General features: G+C 73.1%; 17 protein-coding genes. 10 read left to right on the top strand and 7 right to left on the bottom strand.

The window, feature by feature from the left end:
• The 5 genes from ACWDRR_RS22745 to ACWDRR_RS22765 all read right to left on the bottom strand — a co-directional run.
• The coding region (locus ACWDRR_RS22745) for a hypothetical protein (RefSeq protein ID WP_449774019.1) at nucleotides 1–183 on the bottom strand (183 nt) is incomplete at its 3' end.
• A complete protein-coding gene (locus tag ACWDRR_RS22750; RefSeq protein WP_449774020.1) occupies nucleotides 180–683 on the bottom strand; it encodes a GntR family transcriptional regulator in 504 nt (167 codons plus the stop codon). The genes ACWDRR_RS22745 and ACWDRR_RS22750, both read right to left, overlap by 4 nt.
• A 32-nt stretch (nucleotides 684–715) precedes the next feature.
• Nucleotides 716–2,494: a stealth family protein gene (locus tag ACWDRR_RS22755; protein WP_449774021.1), complete on the bottom strand. Its 1,779-nt coding sequence runs from the start codon at nucleotides 2,492–2,494 to the stop codon at nucleotides 716–718.
• Nucleotides 2,495–2,908: 414 nt separating this feature from the next.
• The gene (locus ACWDRR_RS22760) at nucleotides 2,909–5,068 is read right to left on the bottom strand and encodes a tetratricopeptide repeat protein (protein ID WP_449774022.1); all 2,160 of its coding nucleotides are present in this window, start codon (nucleotides 5,066–5,068) and stop codon (nucleotides 2,909–2,911) included.
• Nucleotides 5,069–5,266: 198 nt separating this feature from the next.
• Nucleotides 5,267–5,440 carry a hypothetical protein gene (locus ACWDRR_RS22765; protein WP_449774023.1) on the bottom strand — a complete coding sequence of 58 codons (174 nt, stop codon included), beginning with the start codon at nucleotides 5,438–5,440 and terminating at the stop codon, nucleotides 5,267–5,269.
• A gap of 346 nt (nucleotides 5,441–5,786) precedes the next feature.
• Between ACWDRR_RS22765 and ACWDRR_RS22770 the strand changes: the two genes are divergently transcribed.
• From ACWDRR_RS22770 to ACWDRR_RS22780, 3 genes are all read left to right on the top strand, one after another.
• A complete protein-coding gene (locus tag ACWDRR_RS22770; RefSeq protein WP_449774024.1) occupies nucleotides 5,787–6,953 on the top strand; it encodes a sensor histidine kinase in 1,167 nt (388 codons plus the stop codon).
• A gap of 140 nt (nucleotides 6,954–7,093) precedes the next feature.
• The gene (locus ACWDRR_RS22775) at nucleotides 7,094–7,750 is read left to right on the top strand and encodes a response regulator (RefSeq protein WP_449774089.1); all 657 of its coding nucleotides are present in this window, start codon (nucleotides 7,094–7,096) and stop codon (nucleotides 7,748–7,750) included.
• A 669-nt stretch (nucleotides 7,751–8,419) separates the two neighbouring features.
• Nucleotides 8,420–9,334 (top strand): LLM class flavin-dependent oxidoreductase, encoded by a 915-nt coding sequence (locus ACWDRR_RS22780; RefSeq protein ID WP_449774025.1) that lies wholly within the window; start codon nucleotides 8,420–8,422, stop codon nucleotides 9,332–9,334.
• A gap of 136 nt (nucleotides 9,335–9,470) precedes the next feature.
• Here ACWDRR_RS22780 and ACWDRR_RS22785 read toward each other — a convergent pair whose 3' ends face one another.
• On the bottom strand, nucleotides 9,471–9,770 hold the full coding sequence (locus ACWDRR_RS22785; RefSeq protein WP_449774093.1) for a hypothetical protein: 300 nt from the start codon (nucleotides 9,768–9,770) through the stop codon (nucleotides 9,471–9,473).
• On the opposite strand from ACWDRR_RS22785, the gene ACWDRR_RS22790 reads away from it, so the two are divergent.
• The 6 genes from ACWDRR_RS22790 to ACWDRR_RS22815 all read left to right on the top strand — a co-directional run bounded on the left by ACWDRR_RS22790 (nucleotide 9,678) and on the right by ACWDRR_RS22815 (nucleotide 14,655).
• Nucleotides 9,678–10,241, top strand: coding sequence for a terpene synthase family protein (locus ACWDRR_RS22790; protein WP_449774026.1), 564 nt, complete (start codon nucleotides 9,678–9,680; stop codon nucleotides 10,239–10,241). The two genes, ACWDRR_RS22785 and ACWDRR_RS22790, sit on opposite strands and share 93 nt — an antisense overlap.
• Before the next feature lie 175 nt (nucleotides 10,242–10,416).
• Entirely contained in the window at nucleotides 10,417–10,968 is a 552-nt protein-coding gene (locus ACWDRR_RS22795; protein ID WP_449774027.1) for a YciI family protein, read from the top strand.
• Nucleotides 10,969–11,707: 739 nt separating this feature from the next.
• Entirely contained in the window at nucleotides 11,708–12,118 is a 411-nt protein-coding gene (locus ACWDRR_RS22800; RefSeq protein WP_449774028.1) for a DUF6924 domain-containing protein, read from the top strand.
• Between the two features lie 1,424 nt (nucleotides 12,119–13,542).
• On the top strand, nucleotides 13,543–13,728 hold the full coding sequence (locus ACWDRR_RS22805; protein ID WP_449774029.1) for a hypothetical protein: 186 nt from the start codon (nucleotides 13,543–13,545) through the stop codon (nucleotides 13,726–13,728).
• A 236-nt stretch (nucleotides 13,729–13,964) separates the two neighbouring features.
• A complete protein-coding gene (locus ACWDRR_RS22810; protein ID WP_449774030.1) occupies nucleotides 13,965–14,297 on the top strand; it encodes a trypco2 family protein in 333 nt (110 codons plus the stop codon).
• Nucleotides 14,298–14,391: 94 nt separating this feature from the next.
• A complete protein-coding gene (locus tag ACWDRR_RS22815; RefSeq protein ID WP_449774031.1) occupies nucleotides 14,392–14,655 on the top strand; it encodes a hypothetical protein in 264 nt (87 codons plus the stop codon).
• A gap of 562 nt (nucleotides 14,656–15,217) precedes the next feature.
• On the opposite strand, the gene ACWDRR_RS22820 is transcribed toward ACWDRR_RS22815, so the two are convergent.
• Complete coding sequence (locus tag ACWDRR_RS22820) at nucleotides 15,218–16,267, bottom strand: GlxA family transcriptional regulator (protein ID WP_449774032.1); 1,050 nt, start codon at nucleotides 16,265–16,267, stop codon at nucleotides 15,218–15,220.
• A gap of 195 nt (nucleotides 16,268–16,462) precedes the next feature.
• Between ACWDRR_RS22820 and ACWDRR_RS22825 the strand changes: the two genes are divergently transcribed.
• The gene (locus ACWDRR_RS22825; RefSeq protein WP_449774033.1) at nucleotides 16,463–17,290 is read left to right on the top strand and encodes a S1 family peptidase; all 828 of its coding nucleotides are present in this window, start codon (nucleotides 16,463–16,465) and stop codon (nucleotides 17,288–17,290) included.
• Nucleotides 17,291–17,340: the final 50 nt, after the last annotated feature.

A 17,340-nucleotide genomic window follows, 5' to 3' on the forward strand; every position in this document is an offset into this window, starting at 1 on the left:
CTCCACCGCGTTGGCGATCACCTCGCCGGCGCACAACTCCACCTCTCCCAGGGCCTCCTCCGACAGCGGCACGCCCCACTCCCGGAGGATCGCCGGCCTTCGTCGACGGGAGCCCGGTCGTCCCGGTCGGCTTCCGGGACGTGACATCGCGTCGGCGTCGAGCGGCTCGACGACCGTTGTCACGGGTTGTTCGTTCCGGACTTCCGCGCGCCGTGTCGTCCCGCTCCCCGCTGTTCGAGCGCGCCCCGGGAGACGTAGGTGCCCTTCGCTCCCGGCCGGATCTCGATCAGCTGCTCGTCGGCGAGCAGCACGAGGGCCTTGCCGACCGTGTCCACTCCGACTCCGTAGGCGGCCGCGAGAGGCTTGCGTCCCGGCATCCGCCCGCTCAGCCGGCCTGCCCGGATGCGCGCACGCAGATCCGCCGCCAGGCCGACCCAGGCCGGGCACGCGGGGTCCTCCGGGAGCAGCCGGAGCGGCGGACGTAGCCGGGTGACCGCAGCCCGCCGGACGAACTGCGCGGTGGCCACCGGGATCTGGTACCAGCGTGCGATCTTCCACGGGGGAGGGAGCTGCTCGGGCGCCAGGCCGGGCGGAAGCCCTTGCAGCAGGCGGGCGGCGAGCGATCTGTAGCACGGCCGTGAACTCGTCCCGGTCGGCGTGGTTTCCTGAGGATTCGTCGTCATGTGGTCATCCCGAACGCTCATTACGGTGTCGGTCAAGGACTCTGAGGGGCGGCTTCGAACGGGCCGGCCACGGGGAAGTAGGCCTGGAGGAAGGCCGTCACGATCCGGTCCTGCACGGTACGGTCGAGGTGCTCAAGTGCGCCGTCGTTGAGGCAGAAGGTGTCCGCGGTGCGGTCGTGCAGGCGCGTGGACAGCTGGTCGAGTTCGGCCTGCCGGTCGATGTCCGCGTAGTGGTGGCCCAGCCGGCCCCAGGCGACCTGGCGGGTGAGGTAGCCGCGGGCGATGGCCAGGGTGATCGGGGCGACGTCGGTGGGCGCGCGGAAGGCCGAGCGGGCCGTGTCGGCGAGTTCCGCGGAGAAGTCCTCGGCGCTGCCGGCGAGCAGTGCGCGGGTCAGCGGGTAGGGAGTGTGGCTGAGCGTGTTGGTGGTCTCCTGGCCGAAGCCACGGCGCAGCAGGGCACGGGTGTTCTTCTGTGCGGCGATGTACTCGTCGTCCGAGGCGGTGACCGGTCCCGGCGGGACCACTCGGGAGTCGAGGTTGACGAGGGGGACGCCGTTCCCCTGGAAGAACTGTTCGGGGCGGAGCGGTCGTCCGAGGAACATGTCGTCGTTGAAGTAGAGGAAGTGCTCGGCGAGGCCGGGAATCCGGTGGAGCTGGGTTTCGATGGCGTGGGAGCTGAAGACCGGCAGCATCGAGGGGTCGGCGAAGAGTTCGCGGTGGGGGACCACGGTGAGGCCGGGGTGCTCGGCGGCGAGCCAGTCGGGCAGTTGGCCGTCGGTGACCAGGTGGACGTGGCGGATCCAGGGGGCGTACATGGCGATCGATCGCAGGCAGTAGCGCAGTTCGTCGCGGTTGTGGAAGCGCTCGTCGCCCGTCCCGGCGGCCGGCAGGCCGGGTGGGTCGATCAGTGCGCCGAGTGCGGTGGCGCGGCGGGCGCGCCACGCTGGGTCGCTGTCGTCGACCCAGGTGATCACAGCGTCCACGGGGAAGGTGACGTCGTTCAGCCGGGGTTGGGCGAAGGCGGCCGGTACCCGGAAGTCCCGGTCGGCGATCCTTACGGTGGCATCCGCTTCGAGCGAGGGCACCCACCACCCGAACGGCGGCTCGTGGATCGCGGCGATGGCGCCCTGGGACGGCGCCGCGGAATCCCAGAAGTCCAGGTCGCAGCCGTAGGCGGAGCCGTAGAAGAGGCTCCGCCCGCTCGTCACCACCGGGCGGTAGAGTCGCAGGCCCTTGACCCGTACAGCCTCCGGCGTCGGGTCGACGGTCCCGGCCCCGTTGTCCCGGGGCGCGGTCGGGGGCCGGGTCGGGCTCTCCAACTCTGCTACTGCGTCGGGAAGTTCCTCCGCCAGCACGGTCCGGTGGGTCACGTCGTGGCCCAGCAGGTCGGCGTAGACGGGAAGGCCGCGGAAGGCCGCGGCGCAGACCGCCAGGACGTCGGCCCGCTGTCCCGGCGCGATCACCACCCACTGCCGGGAGCCGTGGCGGGGGATCGGTGCGAACGTGATCCCGCCGGCCCGCAGCACGTCGGTCACCTCGGTGAAGCTGTGCAGGAAGGCGTCCGCGGCGAGCAGGTCGTCCCGTACCTCGGCCACCAGTCCGTGTGCCAGTACCAACTCGGGCCGCAGCAGCATCAGTTCGTCTTCACGCCGACGGCGGCGCTCCTCGGCGCCCGGCGGAGCGGGCTCCGGCGCCGCCGGCCCGGTACCCGAGCGGGTCCTGCGGGTCACGGTGCGGAGGACGCGCCGGACCGTGCGGAGGGCGAGCGCCCCGGTCTCCGCACGCGCGTCGTCGGCCGTGGTCGCTTCCATGATCCGTACCTCTTTCTCCTGTCGGGGCCGGTGCGTGGGCGCGTCGCCGCTTCGTGGGGTCTGCGCCTGCCCGGCGCCGGCGAGGACACGGCGTCGCCGGACGGCTGGGCGGGCGGGGTGAGCGGAAGCCCGCTCGAAGGCGGTGTGCACGGGTTCTCGCTTCGCCCGGGGTCGTGCCCGGTGGTGCTCGCAGGAGGTTCCCGTGGCGCCGTTCCCATGGGAACCCGGCGGAGGCAAACGAAAGTTGGCCGCGGAGGCAGCGGAAGTGATCATTCCCCGGTGCGGGAGGGCGGAGAAGGACGGGCGCCGTGCGCTGAGCTGCGGGCACCTACGCCGTCCGGGCACGACGCGACGGCGGTTCCCGAACCGGAGATCGGATCCGGGAGCCGCCGTCGTGTCACGTCCGGAAGGCGCTCAGTCGTTCTCACCCGGCACGGGTTCCGGCCGGGCCACGAGGACGGGGCCGGGCGCCAGGGCGTCGAGGCGGGCGCGGATCCGCTCGGCGTCAGGTGTCCCGAGCCGGTCCGCGATGCCGAGGGCGCTGCGCAGCCAGATCTCGCCCTCGACCCGCTCACCCTGCGCGCAGAAGCCGGCCCCGGTCTGCTCCAGCGCGAGCATCTCCTGGTGCGGGAGGGGGAGTGCGCGTGCGAGGTCGAGCGCGTGCGCGACATGGGTGCGGGGGTTGGACCAGCCCGTCTCGGCCAGCAGCCGGCCCAGCAGGTTGAGGGTCTGCGCTTCGGCGCCCGGGTCCTGGAGGTCCCGGCAAAGGCTCAGGGCGCGCCACAGGCTCTGCAGCGCCGGCTCGTAGGCGCCGGTGGACCGTTGGGCGTCGCCGAGCGCCGCGAGCGCACGGGCCTGGCCGGACCGCAGGCCGAGCTCGTGGTAGCCGGACACCACGCCGGAGAGCCGCTCGACCGCGGCCCCGGGCCGCCCGGCCGCGTGGTCCAGCCGGGCCAGTCCGGCGAGCGCGTCCAGTTCGCCCCGGCGGCGGCCCGCGCCGCGGTGGAGCTCCAGCGCCGTCGTGAACTCCCGCTCCGCCCGGTCCGTTTCGCCGAGCGCCAGGTGGGCGTCCCCGAGCAGCAGCAGGATGTCCGCCCGACCTTCGTCGGAGCCCAGGGCGCGGTAGATCTCCAGGGCCTCCCCGTGGTTGCCCACGGCCGCGGCGTACTGCCCCATCAGCTGCTGAAGCCGCCCCAGCGCGGAGAGGGCATCGGCCTGGCCCGGCCGGTCGCCGATGGCGACGTAGAGGTTCACGGCCTCCCAGTGCCGGGCCGCGGCCGCCCGGTACTGCCCGGTGAGCTCGCCGACGACGCCCAGGCCGAGGTTGGCGTCGGCGCGGCCGGAGCGGATGTTCAGGGAGTCGAACAGTTCCAAGGCGGGCTGCAGGTTCTGGGTGGCCTGCGGGTGGTCGCCGAGCGCCCGCTGCGCCCGGCCGAGCCCGACCATCGCGGCGGCCTGGCCGAGGCGGTCCCCGTCGGCGAGGTGGAGGTGCAGTGCGGCCTGGTGGGTCCCCACCGCGGCCTCGTACCGGCTCTGGGACTCCTGGATCCGACCGAGCCCTGACAGCGCGTACGCCTCGCCGGTCCGGTCGGCCAGGCCTCGGTACAGTTCCAGCGCCTGGGAGAACCGGTGTTCGGCCGCTGTCGGCTCTCCCGTCAGCCCGTCCAGCTCGCCCAGGTTCAGCAGCGCCTCGGCCCGGCCGGGCCGGTGCCCCGCCAGGATCGCGCTGTCGAGGGCGAGTCGGTGCAGGACGCGGGCCTCCTGCCAGTGGCCCCGGCCGCGCAGGTAGGCGTGCAGGGCGGTCGGCAGGAGCGCCGCGTGCGTGTGGCGGCCGTGCCGGACGGCGAACTCGACGGCGGCTTGAAGGTTCTCGTACTCGCTCTGCATCCAGGCGATCGCCCGCTCCGGGGTGGACAGGTCCGGGGCCCGGTCCGGGGCCGGCGTGAGCGGTCCGGCCGCGCGAAGGGGGCGGCGGGCCAAGTGACGGTCGGCGGCGGCCGCGCAGGCGAGGTAGTGGTCCAGGAGCCGGTTGATGGCGGCGGCCCGCGTGTTGGGGCCGTCCGCGAAGGCCAGCACACGGGCCGGCTCGTGAAGGAGCTCGGGCACCCGGTAGCGTCCGCGGGTCGGCTCCTCGACGAGGCGGCGGTCCACCAGGCTGTCCAACAGGCGACCGACCGTGGGCGGATCGCTGTCGACCAGGGCCGCGGCAGCGAGGACGTCCAGGTCCGGTCCGGGAATCAGTCCGATCCTTCTGAGCAAGCGCTGCTGAGGAAGCGTCAGATCACGGTACGCCCGGTGGAACGCGGCGGCCACGGCTGCGGGGGCAGTGGGCGGGGCCGCAGGACGCCCCGCCGGGACGGCCGGCCCGGCGGTGGGGGCGCCGAGGAACCAGGACGGCTGGTGGCGGAGCCGGGCCGCCGTCAGGCGGATCGCGAGCGGCTGGTGTCCGCAGCTGGTCACCAGCTCGGCCACCACCGGGTCTTCCTCGGCGAACTCCGGCAGACCGGCCTCGGCGACGAACAGCCGGGCGGCCTCCCGCGGAGCCAGGACGTCCGTCGCTCCGGGGAACGGCACCGCCTCCGTCCTGCGGTCGCGTGCTGTCCTTGTTCGGTTGTCGGGTCGGGGCGCGGCCGGACGGCCGGCGGCGAGGCTCACGGCCGCTCGGGCCAGGCCGAGGCTGCGGGTGCGAAGACGGCGGATTCTCATGGTGCTTTCTCTGCAGGGGGCGTGCCGGGGAGTGGTCGCGCCGGATCGGCGGGATGCCGGCGGATGTCAGCGGAGCTGCTCGGCAGGGTGGCGCACCCCGTCCTTCCCCGCGTCGGAACCGGGGTCGGGGCCGTCGGACGCCCCGGCGGATCGGAGGCGGGCCAGGATGCGGCGGAGGACGGCCTCGTCGGCGGTCCAGTCCGCGGGAAGGCCTTCGGGGAGAAGCGGTACCGGGGGCATGGGGGTTCCTGTGGTCGGGTGAGAGTCGCACTGGCCGGGAAAGTCGGGGAAAGGCCGCGGCACACGTGTGCCGGCGCATCGGCCCGGGCGCCAACGATCATGCCCGCGCCGATGCGTCCCCTCCACGGCCGAAGGTGGGCAAGAACGCATCCGAAGTTCTGCGCGGCATCACCATTCGTGCACGGGGAAGCCGACACGGCCGGGGAATGATCCTCCACTCCCGGTGCTCGCCGGGACGCGGCCGAAATTCCACCTGCTGAGACGGTGTGGCGATCGACCGGAACGATATCTAAAGTTTGTCCCTTTCGCCCGAATTTGCAGCTTTTGATCAAGGATTGAGCTTCCCGTGACCCCCTCCATCGCCCCGGACGCCTTCGAGCGCTGGTACTCCGCACTCGCGAAGCCGGCCGGCCGGTCGCGGTGGACGCGCGCCGACCTCCTGATCGTGGGGCTGGTGGCCGTCGGGTCGGTCAACAACGCCCTCAAGCCGACGACCGGACTGCTGTGCGACGCGGTGCCCGCTTCGGCGGTCGCCCTGGTGGTGACGGCGGGCTTCCTGTGGCGTCGGCAGGCCCCCCTGGCCGTGGCACTGCTCGCCATGGTGGGCCTGGTCCTGGACGGCGCCCGCACCCCGGTCTTCCTCGCCCTGTTCAGCCTCGCCCGGTACCAGCCGCGGCACCGGGCGGCCGTCCTCACGGCCGTCGGCGCCGCGGCCGTCCCGCTGAAGGCGATGCTCCCGGGCCACCCCGAGCGCTCGCTGGCGGACGACCTCCTCACGTCTGCCTTCTACGTCCTCTTCCCGGTCGTCTTCGGCCTGGGGGCGAGAGCCTACGAGCGGAGCATCGTCGCCCTCCGTGAGGAGCGCGAGCGCCGGGTCGCCCGGACCAGGGCGGCGGAACGCCTCCGGCTCGCCCGCGAGATGCACGACGTCCTGGGGCACCGCATCGCGATCATCGCCATGCACGCCGGAGCCCTTGAGTTCGTGGCGGGGGTGAAGCCGGAGAGCCGGCAGGTGGCCCGGGCCATCGGCGACACCGCCCGGGCCGGGCTGCGGGACCTGCGCCAGGTGCTGGGCGCACTGCGCGACGGCGACGACTCGGTCGTCGCGGGCCACTGCCTCTCGGACCTGGAGGAGCTGGTGGCCGACGCCCGCTCGTCGGGTCTGTCCGTTACGCTCGCCACGAACGACCTCGGCACGGTTCCACCGGAGATCGCCATGACCGCGTACCGCACCGTCCAGGAGGCGCTCACCAACGTCGTCAAGCACGCTCCGGAGGCCGACGCCGAGGTGTGGGTCTCCACGGCCGACGGGATGCTCGAAGCCGTGGTGTGCAACGCCCCGTCGCCGGTGCCCACCCGGAGGATCACGGTCGCGGGCGACGGCTTCGGGATGATCGGACTGCGGGAGCGCGTCTCCCTGCTCGGCGGGCGGTTCCACGCCGGGCCGACCGACGCGGGCGGCTGGCGGGTCGTGACGTCGGTGCCGCTCGACAATCCGGTTGTGCATCCGTAGCCCACCTTCGGCAGGTGTGCGGTCCACTTTCGTGAACGGCTGCCGTGCGAGTCTCGGAGGTCCTGGAACCGGGACGGTACCGGACGGAGCAGCTCGGGACGGACCGAGGACAGACCCCAGAGGAGTGGGCATTGATCCGCGTGCTTGTGACGGACGACGAGCCGCTCGTGCGGTTCGGACTGCGCGCGCTGCTGGACGCCACCGACGACATCACCGTCGTCGGTGAGGCCTACGACGGGGCCACCGCCGTTGCCCGGGCCCGGGCCCTGGCCCCCGACCTCGTGCTGACCGACCTCCGGATGCCCGGCATGGACGGGATCACCGCGACCAGGCAGCTCCTGGCCCTGCCGAACCCCCCGATCGTCCTGGTCCTGACCACCTTCGACACCGAGGACGGCGTCACCGAGGCCCTCCGGGCCGGCGCCGCAGGCTACCTCCTCAAGGACGCCCCGCCCGAACAGCTGGTCGGAGCGATCCGACTGGTGGCGACCGGCGGCACCGTCCTGGCCTCGGCCTCGGCCGCCCGCCTGGTGAACGCCTCCCGCGACCGCGCCGACCGGCCGACGCGGATCCCCCCGGACCAGCGACGCCGCCTGGAGCGGCTCGGCGTGCAGCAGCGCGAGCTCCTGCGTCTCGTCGGCAACGGCCTGTCCAACGCGCAGATCGCCCAGCGGATGTACCTCGCCGAGGGCACCGTCAAGGCGTACGTCTCGCGGCTGCTCACCGCGCTCGACGTCGACAACCGGACCCAGGCCGCGATCCTGGCGCACCAGGCCGGGATCCTCGACGACGAGTAGCGGCTCACGGTGCCGCGGGGCGGCGCCGTGTTCCAGGCGTTCGAACCGGTGCCCGGCCGGGAGCGGCCGAGCACTCGCTCATCAAACCCCGGCCGGGCCGATCGAAAGCTGATCGCCGGCACGGCGAAAGTTGCACCTTCCCGCCACTTTCGGAGAATTCGGTGTTCCGGGGGCTCCTTCACGACCGGCTCCGCACATTCCGTCCACCCGTGCGACGTCGCGGACCCCACCGGTCTCGAAAGCCGTGCCGGAAGGATATCGACGCGACGACCGCGAAAGGACGTCGGGGAATATCCGGGAGGTGTCGGAACTCTCGACCGGCCCGGGCCTTCGCCCCTGAATGCGCCACGCGGCTGATACGTGGCGTCCTTTCCCGGGCCCGCCAGGGTGGGGACGGAAGCCGCCGAAACAGCCGCCGTGATCTGCGGCCTTCACAAGCCGTGCCCGGCCGGGAGCGGCTGGGCACGGCTTTGTCGGATTCTCGGGGAAATGGACCCATGGTGACGGTGGTGGCAACGAAAGTGACATCCGCCGCTGCTACCGTCGTGCTGTGCCGATTCGAGGCAGGAAATCCGTCAGAATTCGCACCTTCCCCCGCGGGCGCAATGCGCTTGTGATGCGGGGCGGTACTCCACAGCTCCGCGATCCGAAAGGCTTCTCCCAACTCCGATGGAACTGATCGTCGATGATCAGGCGCCGATACACGTGTCGGGCCGTGAGGACGCGCTGACCAGCACGGCATTCGCCGCCCAAGAGGCCGTCCGGCTGGCCCTGGACTGCGAACAGTTGGGCTGGGACGGCTACTGGGCCGCCGCCGGCCCCGGCACGGTCGGCCACTCGTACATGCTGACCGCCATGGCCTCCGCCGCGGCCACCATCACCGAGTCCATCCGGGTGGGTACCGGATTGGTACTGCCGACGGACGGCGGCCCGGCCCGGGGCGCTGCCGGCTTCATCTCGCTCGCGCACCTGCACCCGAGGCGGACCGATCTGATCGTCACGCCGTACCGCGACGCCGCTCGACCCGATCAGCACCCGGGCCCGAGGCTCGCCGCGCTGCTCGGCGTGCTCCGCCAGGACGAGGCACAGGCCGCCTCCGCGGCCTCGCCCCGGACGTCACGGAGGATCTGGTGGAGCGGCCGGCACGGCGACGACGCCGCGGTCGCGGCAGCGTACGGGCTCGCGTTCTGCCTCAGGCTGCCCGCCGACCACCTCCCGAGCCCGGAACCGGTCGACCACTACCGGGAGTTCCGCCGGACGGAGGGCGGCCCCGAGACGTCGCGCGTCGCGCTGGCGCTGCGGATCGCTTGCGCCGCAGACCCCGACGCCGCCGCCGCGCTGCGCGCCCTGCTCGCCTGGGCGGAACCGGCGGAGCACCGTACCGACACGGCTCCCGCGCTCGCCGGTCAGCAACGGACAATGATCGGCACACCGGACCAGGTCAGGCCGCACCTGGCCCACCTCCTCGACCTGTACCGGCCTGACGCCCTGGCCGTCTCCACACCGTGCCCGGACTACCAACTGCGCGTTGCCTCCTACGCGCTCGTGCAGGAGCTCGTCGCCGACCGGCGCCGCTCCCGCTGAGGTCGCCGCCCGCCCCGGCCGACCGGCGCCGTCTTGTGTGCCGCGGCGCTTCGCGCGCGGTGACCGTGGTCGCGTCGTTCCGGAGGAGAGGGCTTCGGGCGGGGTGGCAGCGCGGTTGTCCGGACCTTCCGGGGAGTCAGCCGTCCGCCGCCGGGACGAGGGTGTTCTCGCTGCGCCGGCCGGCTTCGAAGTCGTCGATGTTGCGGGCGGTGGCGTCGATGATCTGGCCGACGGCGGTGCGGGTGAAGTAGGCCTGGTGGGAGGTGATCAGGACCTGGGGGAAGGTGACGAGGCGGGCGAGGGTGTCGTCGCCCTCATCGACAAGTGGGTCTCCTGGGCCCTCTTGTTCGACGACCAGTTCGACAGCACAGACCTCGGACACCGATTGCCCGACACCGCGGCCGTTGTCGATCACATGACTGCCGCGATCGAGCATCCCCCCACCTCGTCCCTGGCAGCCCTCCATCCCTTTTCCCTCGCCGCCACCGATCTCCTCGCCGGCATCGGCGAGATCATGAGTCCGGTCTGGATGCGCCGCCACCGCCACCACCTGGCCCGCTGGTGGAGCGGCATCGTCCAGGCCGTCGTCCACCGCACCACCGCCTCGGGCTCCCTGCCGTTCGAGGAACGCCTGCAGATCCGGCGCCGCAACGTCGGCATGCACAGCTTCGACGACCTCGTCGAACTCGCCTGCAACTGGGAAATGCCCCCCGCCCTCTCCGCCCTCCCGGACATCAAGAGGATCCGCGCCCTTGTCTCCGACATCACCCTTTTCCAGAACGACATGTGCTCCGTGGACAAGGAACGCGCCGGCGGATGCGACGACAACGTCCTGCTCGCCTGGGAAGGCCAAGGTCACACGCCCGAGCAGGGTGCCGGCGACGCGGACGGCGGGGCTCGCCGCTGAGGGAGGGGCGCGAAGGCGCCGGCGCTGCGGGACCTGGAGGACAGCCGGAGGACGGCGAAGCAGCTGGTCACGGCGGTACCTGGAGAGCGTGTCGGTCGACGACGCCCTGGACCGGAGCCTTTCGCGTGGTGAAATCCGCTCGACCCGGTCCCCTCCTTGAAGAGACCCTGTGGGCATGGAGTTCCTCTGCTACCACCGCGACCGGCCCGACTCCCTGGCACTTCGCGACGAACTGCTTGAAGAGCACTGGTCCTACATGGACCAGTACGCGAAGGAGATGATCGCCCGGGGCCCGACCCTCGCCGATGACGGCGGCACGCCCACCGGCAGCGTGCACATCCTCGATCTGCCCGACCCTGCCGCCGCCCGCGCGTTCGCCTTCGACGAGCCTGGCTACCAGGCCGGCGTCTATCGGGACGTGCTGCTGCGACGGTGGAGCAACACGCTGGGGCGCACCATGTGGGACTTCTCCGGAGGCCGGACCGGCGGCAACCGGTACCTCGTGCTCGGCCTCGGCGCAGGACAGCCCGTCGACCTCGCCGTGCCGTCCGACCGGGACGAGCTGATCGCCTACGGGCCGCTTCTCTCCGACGACGGCGGCACCTGGCTCGGCACGGCCGCGTTGCTCCGCGCGCCGGACCCGGATACGGCGGCAGCCGTCCTGACCCGGGAGCGATACGCCGGCATCGAGGTGCACAACTGGCAGTTCGGCGGGCGGCCGTCGTAGCCCGAGGACGTCCGGACCGAGGTCGCACCGGAGCCCTTGGGACGGCTCCGTCCTCGCGTTCCGTCCGAACCCACGGGGCTCCCGGGGGTTGAGGAGCATCGGAACAGCTGGACATCGATCGTGCTGCGTGGTGCTCATGGTGCTCGCGCTGGTGATCGGGATCGGCTGGGCGGCCGCCGCGGGCCGCGATCGGCAACCGTGAACCGCACCACCGGATGGAGGTGTCTGCCGTCCCGACGGGAAGCCACCCCTGGAGGTATCCGTCGAGGACGCGGCGAGTTCGCGCGGCCGGGTGGTGGCCCTCTCCTGTCGCAGGGCATCGACGGACCACCACCGCCACGGCCCCTCGCCCGGTCGGGACCGCGGGCATGCCCGGCCAGCGGGAAGCGGCACCACGGCCAGGTACGCGCCCGCGCCGGCCGGCGGGTGGCCGTGCGGGGTGCCGGAAACAGCGGCGAGGCGGGCCTTGGCCATGTCCCACCAGTGTTCGGCAGCCCGCCGAGCGGCCAACGGGCAGGATCTGGTCCCGGGCACCCAGGTGGTCGGCGCTGTCCATCGGCCGTCCCGGTACCGCAGCAGGACCCGCGAGGCGGGGCGGTCCAGTCGCAGGGTTGCGTCGCAATGCCGTGCCCCATTCTGGCCGATCGACGGGAGGCGCAGGCGCGTGCGCAGGCCGTCGGCCCGGCAGCGGGCGGACTCGGTCGGGAGTGGTCCGGTACCTTCGCGGTACGGTCGCCTTGTGAATCAACTTCCCAGCAGTTCGGCCATGTTGGTGGTGCGTACCGACTTCTCCGGTCCCGCTTCGTGGGAGCGTCTGCGCAAGGTCCTGGCCACCCCGAACGAGGACGGGTTCCTTCCCGGCGTCGAGCTCGTGGACGATCCCCGCTTCGAGGGTGCGACCTGTGCCGGGGCGAGAAACCTGCTGCCCGGCGAGTACCGGCACCCTTTGCTCGTCCTGGCGGACACGGTGGCGCTCGGCTCGGCCGAGCTACCGGTCGTTGTCGTGGATCTGTGGGGTGGGCCGGGGCGCTTCGTCCGGGTTGTCGCCGCAGAGCTTTGGGGGATCGAGAACAACCTGTCGATCGCGAACATGGAATTCGACGATTTCGCCGGAGCCGTCGACGAGGACGGGGTGTTCAGGGGCTTCTGAGACAGGCCGCTCAGCAGGCCAATTCCACCGCTTGCCAGACTGGCCCGATGCCCCGTCCTGAGACCGGCGCACGTACCGTGCCGACGGCGGCGGCGCTCGCCGCCGTGGCTCTGCTCCTCGCCGCGGCTGGGGCCTGCGGTCCCGGCACGTCCGGAGCGGCCCCCCAACGCCGGCCACCTTCACCGAGTCGGAGACTTCGGCCGCGCCGCCCGCACCAGCGCGGTGACCACCGAGCCGACTCCGTCTGCGGCAGCCGCCATGCCGGGCAGACGCGGCGGGGTCGAGCTCGGTGGTGCGCTTGCGGAACTGGTCGAGGACCCGCTCGGGCCGCAGGAGCGATCCGTCCGAGCCTGTGAAGACGAGGCCCTCCGGCCGGCCGTCCCGGGGTCGACGGCCGCCCGGATCGCGGCCTGGCAGTGGAGGACAGCCATGGCTCCGAAGAGCCTGGTCCAGGCCCGGCCAAAACCAGGACCCGGATCGCCGACCCCGACCTTCCGCGTCGGCCCGTCGGCCCGGGGATGAGGCCGTGGCCTTGGTGGAACGTGGACGTTCCGATTGTGGTGGGGTTCCGCGCTTCGGGCCCCGTCAGCGGGGTGCGAGCGGTGTCACCAGGTGATGAGTGCGTAGCCGGGGCCTCCGTCTTGGCCGGCCGTCCCGGGGGTTGCGGTGGGTGCGCTGGAGCCCTTGGAGCCTCCTCCGATGCTGCCGGCCCCGTTGCCGCCCCGTCCTCCTGCGCCGGTCCCGGTGGGCGGGGTTACCGCGCCGCCCGCGCCGCCCGCGCCTCCCGTCCCGCCCCGGCCGCCGGCCTCGCCCGGGCCGGCAGTGGAACTGCGCCCGCCCTCGCCGCCGGTGATACCCCTGCCGCCCGCGCTGCCGCCCTGTCCTGCGGAGCCGAGGCCGCCTCACCGTCCTGCCCGGTCAGCAGATCACCATCACCGTTGGCGCGGGCGGCGCGGCCCGGGCCCACTAGCCGGACGGCGGCGACGGTCCGTGGCCTGCCGTGATGTCACCGCATCACGAGATCACAGGGATGCCGATCGTGAAAACGCGGTCGTAGGGCTTTCCGCTCTCCGGGACGCAACGGAACCGGACCTCGCGTTGAACAACGGTCGGGGCGGTTGGTCCAGCCCCAGTCGAAGCCGTCGAACACCTCCACGAACTGGACGCCGTGTTCGCGGGTGACCTGCGAGGGTGCCGGCGTTGTAGGCGACGGCTGCCCGGGCGAGGGTGGCGGCTTCGGCCCACGCTCGGACGGGGACTCGCGCGCCACTGCGGTAGACGACCCGGTCGAGGGGGTGGGTCGCGGCGAGCTGGTCGACCGGGACCTTGGCGGCCTGGAGTGCGGTGCGCCCGGTGAGGGCGGTGGGGATCTGCTGTCCGGCGGCGCGGCGGTTACTCGGTGTCGGTGCGGACCTTGCGGGCCCGTGCCGGCTTGGCGGACCGTCTCAGGCCGGGCCGCGGACGGCCCCGAACCGGCGGACACGGACCGTGACCGGCAGGAGGTCGTCTGCTTCGCCGAGGTCGCGGTCGTGCCCGTGCTCGGCGACTGGGTCGGCGACCGCGCCAACCAGTGCAGCAACGGCAACGTCATCGACCACCCCGGCCGCTGAACCCGCCCCGTCGCCGGCATGTCCCGGGCGGGCAACGGCTCGTGGTCCTCACCCGCTGAATCCCGGCCTTCGCCGCGCGGCAGCGCGCGGCGAAGGCCGGCTGGCGGAGCCGGAACCCGCTGGCGCCGGGCCCGTCCAGCCGGATTCGGCTTTCGCTGCGAAGGTCCCCGCGTGAGCCCTACGGTGTTCGCATCGACCTGACTGTGGATCAGGTGCTCGGGGGAGGGGTGGGTTCGATGGATGTTCCGCTGGCGGACGCGGTGGCGGCGGTGCGCGACGAACTGCTGGAGGCCGCCGCGAGGGCGGGTAGCGACCCGCAGGTGGTGTTCGCGGTGGGGCCGGTGGAGATGGAGTTCGAGGTCGAGCTGCGCGCCGACACGAAGGCGAAGGCGAAGTTCAAGCTGTGGGCGGTCGGCGCGGAGGCGGAGGCGGGCGTCTCACGCGGCCGTACCCACCGCGTCGCCTTCACCCTCACCCCCAAGCGCGCGGACGGTACCGACCTGCTGGTGAGTTCGGCGCAGGAGCGCCCGGACGGGCCCGGAGACGTGTCGGGGCGCATCCCGGACTGACGGGGGTGGGTGTCCGGCGCTCGGCCGGACCTGCGGCAGGGGTTGGTAGGGGAGCCGGGGAGGGGCGGGCGTGGAGCAGTTGAGGCTGGCGGGGGTGACCGGACCGAAGGGTCCGGGCCCCGGTTCGGGGTCGGGGTACGCGGTCGGCGGCCGGCTGGTCCTGACCTCCGCGCACGTGACCGGCCCGGCCGGGACGCGGGTGAAGGTGTTCCACCCGGGCGCCGGCGGGGACGCGGGTGGGACGGTGGTGTGGGCGGGGACCCCGGGCGGGCGCGACGACGCGGGTCTCGTCCTCGTCGACGACTCGCCGCACTGGCGGCCGCCGACCGCACCGATCGTGTGGGGGCGCCCGGACTAATACGTCGCCCGCTGGACCGTCTCCAAGACCCGCTGGGGCCAAACCGTGGACACCACCGAGAAGAACGTCCTGCGCGACCTCGGCGCCACCTGCCCCAACGAGACCCTGACCATCACCCTCGCACGCTGACCCCCACACCCGGAACCACCGCACCGGACCCCAACCTATCCGGCCGCCGCCCCGAAACCCCGGGGCGGCGGCCGCGCCCACACTCCGGACCCTCGAATCACTCGTGACGGCGGACCACTCTGTCGGAGCTCGTCACGACCATCCGCACAACGCCCCCGAGCCCCGTGGGACACGGCACGGGGCGGCCGGGCCGTGTACGGGCCCGACCGCCCCGAAAGGGCCACGCTGCGGCGCCCGGGCCGTGGGGGTGTACGTGCCGGACGGTGTGGAGCAGGCGCAGCCTCGCGCCCTGGTCGGGGCGCTCGACGGGCCCAACGAGCGGTGGCCGGTTGGGCAACGGGAGGTCAGTCGGCGTGGACGGCCGCAGCATCGGCCGGCCGCGTTGCGGCTGCTCCGCGCCGGATGCGGCCCGCCGCGCGGCGGTGGCCGGGCCTCAGCCGGGCAGGTCCGGCCGGTCCACCGCGGGGGAGTCGGTCGGCGCACTTTGGGCGGGGTCGCCCGGACGGCCGTCGGCCCAGGTCAGGGTGGAGACGAGGGAACGGAAGGCCGTCCGGTAGGTCCGCGGGCTTGTGCCCGTGTGGTGCTGGAAGTGATGGCGCAGGTTGGCGGGTGTGCCGAGCCCCGTGCGGGCGGCGATGCGTTCGACCGGCTCGTCGCCCCGTTCCAGTAGGCGCTGCGCCAGCTGGATGCGCGCGCGGAGCAGGTACTGAAGCGGCGGCAGCCCGGTCTCGGTCCGGAAGCGCCTGGTCAGGCCCCGAACGGTGAGTCCGGCGTGGTCGGCGAGGTCGTTCAGCGTCAGCGGGCTGTCCAGGTGTGCCTCCAGCCACCGGAGCGTGGGTCCGAGGCGGGAGCCTGCCGGGCCGGGCTGGTGGGCGGCCCGGGTGGGCCCGGCCGGTTCGCCGCGTTCGTGGAGCTCCAGGAAGACCTGCCGTTCCGTCTCCACGGCAACCGGATCGCCGTGGTCCAGCGTGATCAGCCGCAGGCACAGGTCGACACCGCCGAGCACCCCCGCCGCGCTGTGGAACGGGGCCGCCTCCGTGACCGAGCCCTCCGGATCGACCGTGATCCGGGGGTGGCGCCCGGCCAGTTCTGCGGCATACCGGCGGCCGGTCGCGGCCCGGCGACCGTCCAGCAGCCCGGTGGCGGCAAGGGTGAACGTCCCCGTCCCGATCGCGCCGATCCGGCTGCCCCGGGCCGCTGCGGCCCGCAATGCCTCGGCAACCCCGGGCGGCGGGTCCGCGCGGAAGCCGTCGTGACCGGGGACCAGTACCGTGTCCGCGTCCTCCAGCCCCTCCAACCCCCAGCGCGTGTCGAGCCGGAACGGCGCCGGACCGCCCGTCGTACGGAAGCCGGGCCCCGCGCAGTACCGCACCTCGTACCCGACGTGCGGGTGATGGCGTGCGGCACTGCCGAAGGCGACTCCCGGCGCGGTGAGCTGGTGGCCCGGTACGCCGTCGAGGGCGAGAACAGCGATGACTGGCATGTCCAGAATTTAGCCCAGGGTGACATCGGGGCCGCTGTTGCGGGCGCGGGCCGGTGCGGAGGATGGGCGGTACGCGGCACCCGAGGTGAGGGGACGCCCGGCTGCGGTGCCCGTACCGCCGGTGCACCCGTCCCACGGTCGCACATCCGCATCTGCCAAGGCGTGCTTGCGCCCACCCCGAAGGAAGGACCTTCCATGCCCATCAGTTCTCTGGCGCGCCGAGCGGCGCGCGTCGCCACCGTCGCCCTGGCCGCGACGGTGTGCGCCACCGCCATGACCGGCAGCGCCGGAGCCATCGTCAACGGGACGGACGCCACGGCGCGCTACCCGTACATGGCCTCAATCCCGTTGTCGGCTCCGACGCAGGGCCTGGCCGACGGTGTCTGCGGCGCGACCCTGATCCACCCGCAGTGGGTACTGACGGCGGGCCACTGCCTCGACCCCGAGATCGGCGTGGTCCTGGACGGCACCGTCCGGATCGGCTCGGACCGGCGCGAGTCCGGCGGCACCGTACGCACCATCCAGAAGACGATCACCCACCCCGGCTACGGAATCGGCACCGGCGGCGGCGGGGCCAACCAGGACGATCTCGCACTGATCCGGCTGGACCGCCCGGTGAGCGAGGAGCCCATCCGGATCGCCGACCGGGCGGCCCGGCCCGGTACGCCGACCCGCCTGCTCGGCTTCGGCAGCGTCGCCAACGTTGACAACCCGCAGCAGGCCGAGTTCGCGAGCCGGCTCCAGCAGTTGGAGACCCGCCGGGGAGCCGTCGACGAGTGCGCCCCCGGCCGGGCGGGGTGGCTGCGCCTCTGCACGGTCAGCCAGGTGCCGGGCGCCATGGCGTGCTTCGGGGACTCCGGCGGCCCGCAGCTCCAGAAGGGCCGGGGCAGCCGCTGGGAGCTCGTCGGGACCACCTCGGGCGACGGGGACACGGACCCGACCTGTTCGACGGGCCCGGGCCTCTACACCAGCGTCCCGGCGTACACGGATTGGATCTGGAAGACGATCCACCAGTACGGCTGATGCCCGCCGGCGGTGCCCCGGCGCCACCGGGGCACCGCTCGCCTGCCCGA

This window comes from Kitasatospora sp. NPDC003701, assembly GCF_053587085.1.

Excerpts from the sequence above, each read along its gene's own strand:
- ACWDRR_RS22750 (WP_449774020.1), bottom strand. The coding sequence starts at position 683 with ATGACGACGAATCCTCAGGAAACCACGCCGACCGGGACGAGTTCACGG.
- ACWDRR_RS22755 (WP_449774021.1), bottom strand. The coding sequence starts at position 2,494 with ATGGAAGCGACCACGGCCGACGACGCGCGTGCGGAGACCGGGGCGCTC.
- ACWDRR_RS22765 (WP_449774023.1), bottom strand. The coding sequence starts at position 5,440 with ATGCCCCCGGTACCGCTTCTCCCCGAAGGCCTTCCCGCGGACTGGACC.
- ACWDRR_RS22780 (WP_449774025.1), top strand. The coding sequence starts at position 8,420 with ATGGAACTGATCGTCGATGATCAGGCGCCGATACACGTGTCGGGCCGT.
- ACWDRR_RS22785 (WP_449774093.1), bottom strand. The coding sequence starts at position 9,770 with ATGCTCGATCGCGGCAGTCATGTGATCGACAACGGCCGCGGTGTCGGG.
- ACWDRR_RS22795 (WP_449774027.1), top strand. The coding sequence starts at position 10,417 with ATGGAGTTCCTCTGCTACCACCGCGACCGGCCCGACTCCCTGGCACTT.
- ACWDRR_RS22810 (WP_449774030.1), top strand. The coding sequence starts at position 13,965 with ATGGATGTTCCGCTGGCGGACGCGGTGGCGGCGGTGCGCGACGAACTG.
- ACWDRR_RS22820 (WP_449774032.1), bottom strand. The coding sequence starts at position 16,267 with ATGCCAGTCATCGCTGTTCTCGCCCTCGACGGCGTACCGGGCCACCAG.
- ACWDRR_RS22825 (WP_449774033.1), top strand. The coding sequence starts at position 16,463 with ATGCCCATCAGTTCTCTGGCGCGCCGAGCGGCGCGCGTCGCCACCGTC.